Origin of the sequence: Streptomyces liliiviolaceus (genome assembly GCF_018070025.1) — a bacterium.
Lineage (GTDB): Bacteria > Actinomycetota > Actinomycetes > Streptomycetales > Streptomycetaceae > Streptomyces > Streptomyces liliiviolaceus.
Genome location: NZ_JAGPYQ010000002.1, coordinates 1,251,815 through 1,264,451 on the forward strand (window position 1 = coordinate 1,251,815; position 12,637 = coordinate 1,264,451).

The 12,637-nt window shown below is 71.7% G+C and carries 11 protein-coding genes and 2 pseudogenes; 6 read left to right on the top strand and 7 right to left on the bottom strand.

Going from position 1 to position 12,637, the window contains the following annotated elements; all coding sequences use genetic code 11:
- Window positions 1-39 precede the first annotated feature (39 nt).
- On the bottom strand, window positions 40-1,695 hold the full coding sequence (locus tag J8N05_RS40850; protein ID WP_210892199.1) for an FAD-binding dehydrogenase: 1,656 nt from the start codon (window positions 1,693-1,695) through the stop codon (window positions 40-42).
- Window positions 1,696-1,858: 163 nt separating this feature from the next.
- On the opposite strand from J8N05_RS40850, the gene J8N05_RS40855 reads away from it, so the two are divergent.
- From J8N05_RS40855 to J8N05_RS47695, 6 genes and pseudogenes are all read left to right on the top strand, one after another.
- Complete coding sequence (locus J8N05_RS40855; RefSeq protein ID WP_210892200.1) at window positions 1,859-2,749, top strand: DMT family transporter; 891 nt, start codon at window positions 1,859-1,861, stop codon at window positions 2,747-2,749.
- Between the two features lie 63 nt (window positions 2,750-2,812).
- Window positions 2,813-3,334 carry an NUDIX domain-containing protein gene (locus J8N05_RS40860; protein WP_210892201.1) on the top strand — a complete coding sequence of 174 codons (522 nt, stop codon included), beginning with the start codon at window positions 2,813-2,815 and terminating at the stop codon, window positions 3,332-3,334.
- 138 nt (window positions 3,335-3,472) lie between these two features.
- Window positions 3,473-3,865, top strand: a complete 393-nt coding sequence (locus J8N05_RS40865) for a YidH family protein (RefSeq protein ID WP_210892203.1) — start codon at window positions 3,473-3,475, stop codon at window positions 3,863-3,865.
- Entirely contained in the window at window positions 3,862-4,191 is a 330-nt protein-coding gene (locus tag J8N05_RS40870; RefSeq protein ID WP_210892205.1) for a DUF202 domain-containing protein, read from the top strand. The genes J8N05_RS40865 and J8N05_RS40870 overlap by 4 nt, the downstream gene beginning before the upstream one ends.
- A gap of 116 nt (window positions 4,192-4,307) precedes the next feature.
- On the top strand, window positions 4,308-4,607 hold the full coding sequence (locus J8N05_RS40875; RefSeq protein WP_210892207.1) for a hypothetical protein: 300 nt from the start codon (window positions 4,308-4,310) through the stop codon (window positions 4,605-4,607).
- A 203-nt stretch (window positions 4,608-4,810) separates the two neighbouring features.
- Window positions 4,811-5,401 (top strand): annotated as a pseudogene (locus J8N05_RS47695) (phosphotransferase family protein); the annotation flags it as partial.
- Between the two features lie 43 nt (window positions 5,402-5,444).
- Here J8N05_RS47695 and J8N05_RS48240 read toward each other — a convergent pair.
- The 6 genes and pseudogenes from J8N05_RS48240 to J8N05_RS40905 all read right to left on the bottom strand — a co-directional run.
- Window positions 5,445-6,359, bottom strand: a pseudogene (locus J8N05_RS48240) (thiolase family protein); the annotation flags it as partial.
- Complete coding sequence (locus J8N05_RS40885; protein ID WP_210892211.1) at window positions 6,359-7,108, bottom strand: SDR family NAD(P)-dependent oxidoreductase; 750 nt, start codon at window positions 7,106-7,108, stop codon at window positions 6,359-6,361. The pseudogene J8N05_RS48240 and the gene J8N05_RS40885, both read right to left, overlap by 1 nt.
- Window positions 7,108-8,274, bottom strand: coding sequence for an acyl-CoA dehydrogenase family protein (locus J8N05_RS40890; RefSeq protein ID WP_210892213.1), 1,167 nt, complete (start codon window positions 8,272-8,274; stop codon window positions 7,108-7,110). Before J8N05_RS40890 ends, J8N05_RS40885 begins: the two co-directional genes overlap by 1 nt.
- Before the next feature lie 102 nt (window positions 8,275-8,376).
- Window positions 8,377-9,444, bottom strand: coding sequence for an acyl-CoA dehydrogenase family protein (locus J8N05_RS40895; RefSeq protein ID WP_210892216.1), 1,068 nt, complete (start codon window positions 9,442-9,444; stop codon window positions 8,377-8,379).
- Window positions 9,445-9,481: 37 nt separating this feature from the next.
- Window positions 9,482-11,449, bottom strand: a complete 1,968-nt coding sequence (locus J8N05_RS40900; protein ID WP_210892218.1) for an AMP-binding protein — start codon at window positions 11,447-11,449, stop codon at window positions 9,482-9,484.
- A gap of 1 nt (window position 11,450) precedes the next feature.
- On the bottom strand, window positions 11,451-12,626 hold the full coding sequence (locus J8N05_RS40905; protein ID WP_210892220.1) for an acyl-CoA dehydrogenase family protein: 1,176 nt from the start codon (window positions 12,624-12,626) through the stop codon (window positions 11,451-11,453).
- Between the last annotated feature and the right edge of the window lie 11 nt (window positions 12,627-12,637).

Sequence of the window (12,637 nt, forward strand, 5' to 3'; positions counted from 1 at the left end):
CGGGGGTGGGGCGTCACCGCCGTGAGTCGAGCCGCACCGTCAGTCCACGGCCTTCGCCGCGGCCCGTCCCGCCGTGCGGCCGGAGAACAGGCAGCCGCCCAGGAAGGTCCCTTCGAGGGCGCGGTAGCCATGCACTCCGCCGCCGCCGAAACCGGCCGCCTCGCCCGCCGCGTACACCCCGGTCAGCGGGTCGCCGCCCTCGGTGAGCACCTGCGACGAGAGGTCGGTCTCCAGGCCGCCGAGCGTCTTGCGAGTGAGGATGTTGAGGCGGACGGCGACGAGCGGGCCGGCCTTGGGGTCGAGGATGCGGTGCGGGGTCGCCGTACGGGTCAGCCGGTCGCCGAGGTAGGCGCGGGAGCCGCGGACGGCCGTCACCTGGAGGTCCTTGGTGAAGGGGTTGGCGATCTCTCGGTCGCGTGCGGTGATCACACGGCGCAGCTCCGCCTCGTCGATGAGCGGCTCCTTGGTGAGGGCGTTCATCCCGCGGACGAGTGCGGCGAGGTCCTTCTCGACGACGAAGTCGACGCCCTTGTCCATGAACGCCTGCACCGGCCCCGGCACATCGGCCCGCGCCCGCTGGAAGACGCCCTTGACGGACTTGCCGGTGAAGTCGGGGTTCTGCTCGGAGCCGGAGAGCGCGAACTCCTTGCCGATGATCTTCTGGTCGAGCACGAACCACGTGTAGTCGTAGCCCGTGCCCATGATGTGCTCCAGCGTGCCGAGCGTGTCGAAGCCCGGGAACAGCGGTACGGGCAGCCGGTTGCCGCGGGCGTCCAGCCAGAGCGAGGACGGGCCGGGGAGGATACGGATGCCGTGCTTGTCCCAGACGGGGTTCCAGTTCTGGATGCCCTCGGTGTAGTGCCACATGCGGTCGCGGTTGATGAAGTGAGCGCCCGCGTCCTCCGCGACACCGAGCATCCGGCCGTCCACGTGCGCGGGCACCCCGGAGATCATCCGCTCGGGCGGGGCGCCGAGGCGCTCGGGCCAGTTGGCGCGTACGAGTTCGTGGTTGCCGCCGATGCCGCCCGAGGTGACGATCACCGCCTGGGCCCGCAGCTCGAAGGCGCCGGTGACCGTGCGGGCGCTGGCCCGGCCGCGTTCGACGCCCGACGGCTCCAGGATCTCGCCGCTCACCGTGTCGACCGCGCCCGCGCTGCGCGACAGACCCGTCACCCGGTGGCGGAACTTCAGCTGTACGAGGCCGCGCGCCACGCCCTCGCGGACCCGCCGCTCGAAGGGGGCGACGACACCGGGGCCCGTACCCCAGGTGATGTGGAAACGCGGCACGGAGTTGCCGTGGCCGTTCGCGTCGTAGCCGCCGCGCTCGGCCCAGCTGACCACCGGGAACCAGCGCACGCCCTGCTTGTGCAGCCAGCTCCGCTTCTCGCCGGCCGCGAAGTCGACGTACGCCTCGGCCCATTTGCGGGGCCAGTGGTCCTCCGGACGGTCGAAGGCCGCGGTGCCCATCCAGTCCTGGAGGGCCAGCGCGCGGCTGTCCTTGATCCGCATCCGGCGCTGTTCGGGCGAGTCCACGAAGAACAGACCGCCGAACGACCAGTGCGCCTGGCCGCCGATCGACTGCTCCGGCTCCTGGTCGAGGAGGATCACCTTGCGCCCCGCGTCGACGAGTTCCGCGGTCGCCGCGAGCCCGGCGAGCCCCGCTCCGATCACGATCACATCTGCGTCGTACGCCATGGGCGGGTCCTCCTGGGGCTTGTTACCGACCGGTCGTTACCGGTCGGTCAGATCCTTGGGCAACGGAGTGACCCAGTCAACTGCCGGGCCGCCGGTACTCGGGCTACAGTCGATCGCAACCACACCCCGCCCCGTCACCGTCCGAAGTCTTGAGGTACGCAGCGTGTCGGTTCTGGTTCTCGTCCTCGCCGTCGGCGCGGCCTGCTGTCTGGGCGTCGGTTTCGTCCTCCAGCAGAACGCGGCGTCGCACGCTCCCCTGGGCGACTTCCTCTCCCCCCGGCTGCTCCTCGACCTCGTGAAGGTGCCGCGCTGGCTCGGCGGCATCGGGTTCATGGCCGTGGGCATGGTGCTCGGCGCGATCGCGCTGGCGCACGGCGAGGTGTCCCTCGTCGAGCCGCTGCTCGCCACGAATCTGCTCTTCGCGCTCGTCCTCTCCCGCCGCCAGACCCGCCAGCCGCTCGGCAGACAGGGCTGGGGCGGGCTCCTGCTGCTGGCCGGCGGGGTGACGGCGTTCATCGTGGCCGGGCAGCCGAGGGGCGGCGACGCGATCTCCGACCCGGTACGGCACTGGCTGATCATCGGCGTGATGGTGGGCCTCGCCCTGCTCCTCACCGCGTACGCCAAACGGTCCCGGCTCAGCTCGGGCCCCGCGCTCGGGGTGGCGGCGGGGCTGCTGTACGGGGTCCAGGACGCGCTCACCCGGGTGAGCGGGACCCGCTTCTCCGACGGCGGCTGGGTCGCGCTCGCCACGGGCTGGCAGCTGTACGCGGTCGTCGCCCTCGGGATCACGGGGCTCGTGCTCGTCCAGAGCGCCTTCGAGACCGCGCCGCTGCGGATGTCGCTGCCCGCGCTCACCGCCGCGCAGCCGCTCGCCGGGATCGCCTGCGGGGTGGGTTTCCTCGGGGACCGGCTGCGGGCCGACACCGGGGCGCTGGCCTGGGAGGCCGCGGGACTCGCCGGGATCGTGACCGGGGTCGTCCTGCTGGGGCTGCATCCCGCGATGCCGAACGGGGTGGCGCTCAAGGAGCGGCTGCGGGACCTGCAGCCGCGCTGACCCCTCCCTCACCGGACGGGGCGGGCCGCCGGAGGGCTGCCGGAGGGCTGCTTTGATGGGCGGATGAGTTCCGCTGACGAGATTCTCGACGTCGTCGACGAGCACGACGAGGTGGTGGGCCGGGCCCGGCGCGGGGACGTGTACGCGCGCGGGATGCGGCACCGCTGCGCGTTCATCCAGGTCACGGACGCGCAGGGGCGCCTGTTCGTGCACCGGCGCACGTCGACCAAGCTGGTGTTCCCCTCCCTGTACGACATGTTCGTCGGCGGGGTGGTGGGCGCGGGCGAGAGCTACGACGAGGCGGCGCTGCGCGAGGCCGAGGAGGAGCTGGGGGTCTCGGGGCTGGCCCGGCCCACCTTCCTGTTCAAGTTCCTGTACGAGGACGGGGCCGGGAAGAGCTGGTGGTCGGCCGTGTACGAGGTGCGGTGCGAGATTCCGGTGCGGCCGCAGGTGGAGGAGGTCGCCTGGCACGCGTTCCTCTCCGAGGGGGAGGTGGAGGAGCGGCTGGGGGTGTGGGAGTTCGTGCCGGACGGGCTCGCCGCGTACTCGCGGCTGCGGGCGTTTCGGGAGGGGGCAGCGGGGTGAGGTGCGTTCTCCTGTGCGGGCCGGTGGGGGCTGGTCGCGCCGTTCCCCGCGCCCCTTACAGACAAAAGATTGCGCCGTTCCCCGCGCCCCCAGGCGGGGCCTTCGGCCCCATGGAGGGGTGCCGGTAGGGTCGCTCGTGTGATCGAGTTTGTGCGGAACGTCCGGTTGTGGTTCGCGCCTGAGCGGATCGGGGAAGAGGGGGTCACCCCCGACTACCGGTTCTCGCTGGCGAACGAGCGGACGTTCCTGGCGTGGCTGCGGACCTCGCTCGCCCTGATCGGCGGCGGCTTCGCCGTGGACCAGTTCCTGCCGGACCTGCGCTGGGAGTGGCGGGCCGGACTGGCGCTCGGGCTGCTGGCCGCGGGCGTGCTGTGCGCGCTGCGGTCGGTGAACCACTGGGTCCGCTGCGAGCGCGCGATGCGCAGGGGCGAGGACCTGCCCGTGTCCCGCTTCCCGGCCCTGCTGAGCATCGGTGTCGCCCTGGTGGCCATCGCGATGGTGGTGGTCGTGCTGGCGGGGTGGGAGTCGTGACCGCAAGCACCGGCGGGCCGGGCGGCCGGGACCCGGGACTCCAGCCCGAACGCACCCGGCTGGCCTGGCGGCGGACGACCCTCGCGGCGACCGTGGCCGCCGTGCTCGCCGGGAAGTCGGCACTGCGCGACGGACCGGGCGTGACCGCACTGCTGGTGTGCGCGATGTGCTGTGCGCTGTGGCTTGGCTTCCTGGCCGTGGCGCACCGGCGGATCCGCGCCCTGTCCGGGAGCGTGCCCCCGGAGGCGTTCACCCCCCGGCACGCGAGCACCGCCGCCCTGTGCACGATCGCGCTGGCCCTCTGCGCGGCGGCGCTGGTCTTCTAGCCCTCACCCGCTGAGGATCCGAGGACGATTCTGTGCCGTTTTGGACGGATATATTGCGGTTCGTGTGGCTAGCCTGGCCGACGTCATACTCCGCACCTCGAAGGCGAGCGAGCACCATGACCACCACCCTCCACCAAGAACACCCCTCCCATCAGCACGCCCACGGCCCGGACTGCGGGCACGCCGAGGTACCGCACGGCGACCACGTCGACTACGCGCACGACGGACATCTGCACCGCAGGCACGCGGAGCACTGGGACGAGTGCGAGCCGGCCGGGCACGTCTCCCACGCCGGGCACAGCCATGAGCACGGCGACGGCTGCGGACACCCGGCCGTGCCGCACGGCGACCACGTCGACTACGTTCATGACGGTCACCGCCACGCCCGTCACGAGGGGCACTGGGACGACCACTAGGCAGCCGAGCAGCGCGGGGCCCGACGGCCCCGTGGAGATCCAGGGACCCCCGGGCCGCAGGTGACGGCCCGGGGGTTTCCCATGGTCTTTGATGGTCCTTGGTGGCCGAGACGCCGGTCACGTTTCGTTTGCCCACTGGACGGCATACCGACCGGTCGGCATCATGTGGGGGAGCCCTGATCCCCGCCTACGGAGGAAACACGATGAGTCCAGACCACCCGCCAGGTCTCGATCTCGACCGGCTGCGCGGCCTGCTCGACGGCGAGCGGCCCGGACTGGTCGACGGCCCGCTGACCGGCCGGCTGATCGAGGGCGGACGGTCGAACCTCACGTACGCGGTCACGGACGGCACCTCCAAGTGGGTCGTGCGCAGGCCGCCGCTCGGGCACGTCCTGGCCACCGCGCACGACATGAAGCGCGAGCACCGGGTGATCAGCGCGCTGCACCCGACCGCCGTACCCGTGCCGCGCACGCTCCTGCTGTGCGAGGACACCGAGGTGCTGGGCGCGCCCTTCTACGTCATGGACTTCGTCGAGGGCACGCCCTACCGGACCGCCGAGCAGCTCGCTCCGCTCGGCCCGGAGCGCACGCGCGGCGCGGTGCTCGGTCTCGTCGACACGCTGGTCGAGCTGCACGCCGTGGACCCCGCCGAGGCGGGCCTCGCCGACTTCGGCCGGCCCGAGGGCTTCCTGGACCGGCAACTGCGGCGCTGGGGCAAGCAGTTGGACGCCTCGCGCAACCGCGAGCTGGCCGGGATCGACGAACTGCACGCCGCGCTGGGGCGCGGAACGCCTCGTTGATCTCGATCAGGTCGATGTCGTCGATCGTCATGCCGTTGCGTTCGAGCAGTTTGCGGGTCGCGGGGATCGGTCCGGTGAGCATGATGACCGGGTCGACGCCGACGGTGGTCTGGTCGAGGACGCGGGCGCGGGGGCGCAGACCGTGGCGGTCGGCCGCCTCGCGGGAGGCGAGCAGGACCCCGGCCGCGCCGTCGCAGATCGGGGAGGAGGTGCCGGCGGTGATCCGGCCGTCGTTCTCCCGGAAGACGGTCCTGAGCGCCGCCAGTCCTTCGGCGGAGGTGCCGGGACGGATGGTCTGGTCGCTGATCCGCTTCTCGCCGTCGAGTTCGAGCGGGATCATCTCCCGGTCGAAGCGTCCGGCGGCGACCGCCTCGGCGGCCAGCCGGTGCGAGCGCACCGCGAACTCGTCCATCTCGCCACGGGAGATGTCCCAGCGCTCGGCGATCAGCTCGGCGCTCTCGCCCTGCGGTACGAAGTCGTAGAGCGCGCGGAGTTCGGCGGGCCAGGGATCGCCGTACAGCTCGGAGATCCTGGCCGGGGAGTTCATGGGTACGTGTCCCATGTGCTCGACACCCCCCGCGAGGACCACGTCGTGGGTGCCGGAGGAGATCAGGGCGGCCGCCATCTCCACCGCGGTCTGGGCGGAGCCGCAGCGCCGGTCGAGGACGGTCGCGGGCACCTCTGCCGGATAGCCGGCCTGCAGCCAGGCGTTGCGGGCGATGTTGCGGGACTGCTCGCCGAACGGCGCCGTGCAGCCGACGACCAGGTCTTCGACGACGTCCGGCGCGAGGCCCGTGCTCTCCAGCAGGGCGGTGTAGACGGCGCCGAGCATCTCGTTGGGGTGGGTGTCGCGGAACCAGCCGCGTTCGGGGTGCGATCGGCCCATCGGGGTGCGCAGTGCCTCGACGATCAGCGCCTCGCGGCCGGTGTCGAGGAAGGGGTTCTTCGGCATCAGATGACCGTCCCACCGTCGACCGGCAGGACCTGGCCGGTGATGTAGGACGCCGCGTCGGAGGCGAAGAACACGAAGCTGCCGGCGATCTCCTCGGGCTGCGCCCAGCGTCCGAGCGGGATACGGGCCAGGGTGACCGCGGCGAGCTTCTCGTTGCCTCGGATGTTCTCCGTCATCGCGGTCGCGGCGAGCGGGGCCAGTGCGTTGACCGTGATCTGCTTCCTCGCCAGCTCCTTGGCCAGGGACTTGGTGATGCCCACGACGGCGGCCTTGGCCGCGCCGTAGTTGACCTGGCCGATCGTGCCGACCAGGCCGGCGGCCGAGGTGACGTTGATGATGCGGCCGGTGCCGTCCGTGGCGAGATGGCCGAGCGCCGCCTGGCTGACGGTGAAGGTGCCGCCGACGTGGATGCCGAGCACGAGGTCGAACTGGTCGGACGTCATCTTCGGGAACATCGCGGGCGCGACAGCGCCGGCGTTGTTGACCAGGATGTTGAGTACGCCGCCGCCCAGGTTCGCGGCCTGCTGGACGGCCTCGGCGGCCTGCCCGGCATCGCGGACGTCCAGGACCGCCGACTCGGCCCGGCCGCCGGCGTCCACGATCCGGCGGACGACCGCCTCGGCGGCGTCCTTGTCGATGTCGGTGACGACGACGGCCGCGCCCGCCGCCGCGTACGCCTCGGCGACGGCGGCTCCTATGCCGGCGCCGGCGCCGGTGACGAGGGCGGATCGCCCCTGCAGAGAGAACATCAGTAGCTCCTGGGAAGTCCGAGGACGTGCTCGCCGAGGAAGTTCAGGACCATCTCCTGGCTGAGCGGGGCGATCCGGGTCAGCCGTGCCTCACGGAAGTACCGGGCGACGTGGTACTCCTCGGAGTAACCCATGCCGCCGTGGGTCTGCAGCGCGCGGTCGGCGGCCTGGAAACCGGCGTCCGCGCACAGGTACTTGGCGGTGTTGGCCTCGCGCGCGCACTGTTTGCCCTGGTCGTAGAGCCAGGTCGCCTTGCGCAGGACGAGTTCCGCGGCGTCGAGGTGGGCGAGCGAGTCGGCGAGCGGGAACTGCAGTCCCTGGTTCATGCCGATGGGCCGGCCGAAGACCTCGCGCTCGTTGCCGTACCGGACCGCGCGGCGCAGGGCGGCGCGGCCGATGCCGAGGGCTTCCGCCGCCACCAGCATCCGCTCGGGGTTGAGGCCGTCGAGGATGTACTTGAAGCCCTGGCCTTCTTCGCCGATCCGGTGGGCGGCGGGGACGCGCAGGTCGTCGATGAAGAGTTCGTTCGAGGTGACCGCGTTGCGGCCCATCTTGCCGATGGGCCGGATGTCGACGTGGTCGCGGTCGAGGTCGGTGAGGAAGAGCGTCAGTCCGTCGGTCTTCTTCGGGGAGTCCTCGAACTTCGCGGTCCGGGTCAGCAGCAGGACCTTCTCCGACTCCATGGCCTTGGAGATCCACACCTTGCGGCCGTTGACGACGTAGTCGGAGCCGTCGCGCTTCGCGAAGGTGGTGATGCGGGTGGTGTCGAGCCCGGCTCCGGGCTCGGTGACCCCGAAGCACACATGGAGGTCGCCGTCGACGATGCGGGGAAGGTTCTCCTCCTTCATCTCCTTGGAGCCGTGCTTGATCACCGGGTGCATGCCGAAGATCGACAGATGCATCGAGCTGGCGCCGTTCATGCCCGCGCCGGACGCGGCGACCTCTTCGAGGAGGAGGGAGGCCTCGGTGATGCCGAAACCGTGGCCGCCGTACTCCTCCGGGGTCGTGATGCCGAGCCAGCCGCCGTCGGCGAAGGCCCGGTAGAACTCCGTGGGGAACTCGTGGGCCGAGTCCTTCTCCATCCAGTACTGGTCGTCGAACCTGCCGGCCAGCTCACGGACCGCTTTCCGGATGGTCAGCTGGTCCTCGGTGAGCTCGAAGTCCACGGTGCCCACGTCCTTTCCGGAACTAATTGGAATGACTATAACAAAGGCCTGACCATTAAACGAGAGTTTCGACGGCCCTCCCGCGAGCCCTCACACGGGCCTTCACACCAGGGCGAGACCGTCCGCGATGCGTTCGTTCCAGACCGCCGGAACACCGAACAGCTGCTCGTCGAGCTTGGCCCGCTTGTAGTAGAGGTGCAGGTCGTGCTCCCACGTGTAGCCGATCGCGCCGTGCAGGGTGAGCGCGCTGTCGGCGCCGCGCGCCCCTTCGGCGGTGACCTGGGCCTTGACCGCCGCCGCGTGCAGCAGCGCCTGCGCATGGCCGCTCTCCACCGACGCGGCGGCGAAGTAGATCGCCGAGCGGGCCGCCTCGACACCGACGAGCATGTCGGCGGCCGCGTGCTTGACCGCCTGGAACGAGCCGATCGGCACCCCGAACTGGTGACGCTGCTTGCTGTACTCCACGGCAAGGTCGAGCATGCGCTCGGTGGCACCCAGCGAGTCGGCGGCCACCAGGACGGCCGCGCGGGCGGACGCCTGCCGGAGCACCTCGGCCGCGTCGACGTCCAGCGGCACGGACGGTACGCGGTCGAGCGTCACGTCGGCGACCGACCGGGAGCGGTCGAGGAGCGGCCGGGCCCCAATACCGATCCCGGGGGCGCTCGCGTCGACGAGCCGCAGCCGCTTCGCGTCCCCCTCCCCCACCGGTACGACGAACCGGGCGGCCGAGTCACCGGCCAGCACCCGGGGCGCCCTGCCGGTAAGGACGCCCTCGCCGTCCGACCACAGCGTGGGCGCCTCGTCGGGCACGGTCTCGGCCGGTACCAGCAGCGCCACCGTGTCGCCGGCCGACGCCGCGCCGGCCAGGTCAGGGCGTCCCGCCAGGGCGGGCAGCGCGAGGGCCGTGGCCAGCCAGGCGGCCGACGGAGCCGCGGCGCGGGCGAGTTCCTCGGCGGTCAGCGCCAACTCGACGAGGCCGCCGCCCTGGCCGCCCAGTTCCTCGGCGAGCCCGACCCCGGCCCAGCCCGCGTCCACGAAGCGCGACTCGAAGACGGAGTCGTCCTCGTCGTCGAGCCACCCGCGCACCACGTCCGAGGGCGCCACGTCGGTGAGCCAGTCCCGGAGCGTCCTCCGGTACGCGTCCTGCTCGTCGGTCAGTTCCCACTGCATCGCATGTCCTCTTCCTCTACCTGTTGCGGCCAGGGGCTCACCCGAGGGCCTTGACCTGTGCGCGGATCTCGTCGACCGCCTCCGGGTTCTCCGCGCCGGAGAGGTCGCCGGGGTCCGCGTCGAGCACCGCCGCCCGGACCGCGCGGCGCAGGATCTTGGCCGACCGCGTCTTCGGCAGTTGTCCGACCCGGATCACCCGGGAGGGCGCGAACGGCTTGCCGAGCTCCTCGGCGACCCGTCGGCGCAGCCGCGCCGACACCTCCGACTCGTCCCCGTCCTCGGTCTCGTCCCCTGCCCGCGGGACGTAGAAGGCCCACACCGCCTCGCCCTTGGTGGCGTCCGGGATGCCGACGACCGCCGATTCGGCGACCGCGGGATCGACGGCCAGCACCGACTCGATCTCGGCCGGCGCGACGCGCTTGCCCGCCACGTTCATCACGTCGTCGGAGCGGCCCAGGATGAACCAGCCGCCGTCCTCGTCGACCAGGGCGTGATCGCCGTGCCGCCACAGGCCGGGGAACGTGGACCAGTACGCCTCGCGGTAGCGCGCGTCGTCGTTCCAGATTCCCCGTGTCATCGCGGGCCACGGCTGACGGCACACCAGTTCGCCGACACCGCCCCGCACGGGGCGGGCGTCGTCGTCCACGACGTCGACGTCCATGCCGAGCGCCGGGCCGCCCAGTGAGCAGCTGCGGATGTCCTCCACCGGATAGGGGCACAGGAACGAGCCGCCCACCTCGGTGCCGCCGGAGAAGTTGATGACGGGCACCCGGCTGCCGAAGACGTCGCGGGCCAGCCACTCGTAGGACTCCGGGTCCCACGGCTCGCCCGTCGAGCCGAGGACCCGTACCGAGGACAGGTCCTGGGCGGGCGGCTGCGGTGCGGCCGCCTTGAGGGTGCGGATCAGTGTCGGGGACACGCCGAGCATGGACACCCGGTGCCGCTCGACCAGTTGCCAGAGCCGGTCGGTGCCGGGGACGTCGGGCGAGCCCTCGTACAGCAGCAGTGTGCCGCCGTTGGCGTGGGTGCCGAAGATCGAGAGCGGGCCCATGATCCAGCCCATGTCGGTGATCCAGCAGAAGGTCCGGCCGGGTGTGATGTCGAATCCGTACGCCACCTCGCTCGCCGTCTTCAGCAGGAACCCGGCGTGGGTGTGCACGGCTCCCTTCGGCCTGCCGGTGGTGCCGGAGGTGTAGGCGAGCAGGAGTACGTCCGAGGCGTCGGTGTCCTCCGCCTCCGGATCGGGGTCGGTGTCGGTGTCGAGGAGGCGCTGCCAGGAGACCGTCCGGCCCGCCTGCCCGGCCGCCTCACCCGGACGGGGTGAGGGGTGCAGGTTGTCCACGACCACGACGAGTTCCACGTCCGGGCACGACGTCAGTGCTTCCTCCAGCTGCGGGAGCATGCCGACGCTCCTGCCGCGGCGGACCGTGCCGTCGGCGGTGACGACCGCCTTCGCCCGTGCGTCCTGGAGGCGTGAGGCGATCGCGGTGGCGGCGAATCCCGAGAACAGGGGCACCGCCGTCGCCCCGATGCTCGCCACCGCGTACATCGCGATCACGGCTTCGGGCGTCATGGGCAGGTAGAGGGCGACCGCGTCGCCCTTGCCGATGCCCCGGGCGCGCAGCCCCGCGCGGGCCCGCGCCACCCGGTCGTCCAGTTCGGCGAAGGTCAGCGTGCGTACCGTGCCGTCCTCCCTCTCGTGCGCGACGGCGGTGTTGCCGGGCGTCTCGCGGGCCCAGCGGGTCAGTGCCGCGTCGACGATGTTGAGGTGCCCGCCGGTGAACCAGTCCGGGTACTCGATCCCGCGGCCGAGGTCGACCACGTCCGTCCAGGGCGTACGGAACTCGATGCCGAGGTCCTCGGCCACGGCGCCCCAGAAGCCGCCGATGTCGGCCACCGACCGGGCGCGCAGTTCGTCCGCGGTGGACGCGCCGAGCGTACGCATGAGCCGGGCGACGTTGGAGTGTTCCAGGTAGTCGCGCGACGGATGCCAGGTGTAGGTCACGTCAGCTCCTCGGCATGCCGAGGATCCGCTCGGCGACGATGTTGCGCTGGATGAAGGTCGAGCCGCCTGCGATCGCGGTGCCCCGGGCCTGGTTGGCGAGCCGCAGCCACCACTGCGCCTCGGCGTGCTCGTCCGCTAGGGCGAACTGGTCGCCCAGCGGCTCCAGGGACAGCCGGAAGTCGGCGAGGTCCTCGACGAGCGGGCAGAAGTAGAGCTTGCCGATCGACGTCACGGGACCGGGCGGACCGTCGGACACCGCGCCGGAGATCACCCGCTGGCCGATCGCGCGGTGCACCAGTGCCCGGCCCCACAGGTCGGCGACCTTCTGCCGCACCTGGGGGTCGGCGCCGAGGCGGCTGCCGTCGGCGGCCTTCTTGGCGCGGACGTCGGCGACGATGTCCTCGACGGCCTTGGTGGTGTTGACCCGGCCGGTGGCGATGGCGACCCGTTCGAAGCCCAGGGTGGCCATGGCGACCCGCCAGCCGCCGTCGACCTCGCCCACCACGGCGTCGTCGGGCACGAAGACGTCGTCGAGGAACACCTCGTTGAACTCGGCCTCGCCGAGCATGTGCGCGAGCGGCCGGACGGTGACACCCGCGCTGTCCATGGGCAGCAGGAAGTAGGTGATGCCCTTGTGCCGTTCGCCCCCGCCGGTGCGCGCCAGCAGGATCGCGTGGGCGGCGAGTTGGGCGCGGCTGGTCCAGATCTTCTGTCCGGTGATCCGCCAGCCGCCGTCGACCCTGGTCGCCCTGGTGCGCAGGGAGGCGAGATCCGAGCCGGAGTCCGGCTCGGAGAACAGCTGGCACCAGATCTCCTCGCCGCTCAGGATGGGCCGCAGGTAGCGCTCCTTCTGTGCGGCGGTGCCGAAGTGCGCGATGGTCGGGCCCGTGAAGTCCTCGCCGATGGTGTTGAGCCGCTCCGGCGCCCCGGCGTGATCGCACTCCTCGCTGAAGAGCGCGCGCATCCGCTCGTCCAGTCCCTGTCCGCCGTACTCCTTCGGCCAGGTGAGTCCGGCGTAGCCGGCGTCGAAGAGCATCCGCTGCCACATGCGCCAGAACGGCGCCTTCTCCACCAGGTCGGCCGGCTCCGGCCAGGGAAGGGTGGGAAGGCTGCGCCGAAGCCAGGTCCGTGCGTCGTGCCGGAACCGGGCCTCGTCGGGAGCGTCGGACAGATCCATGGTCACCGCCT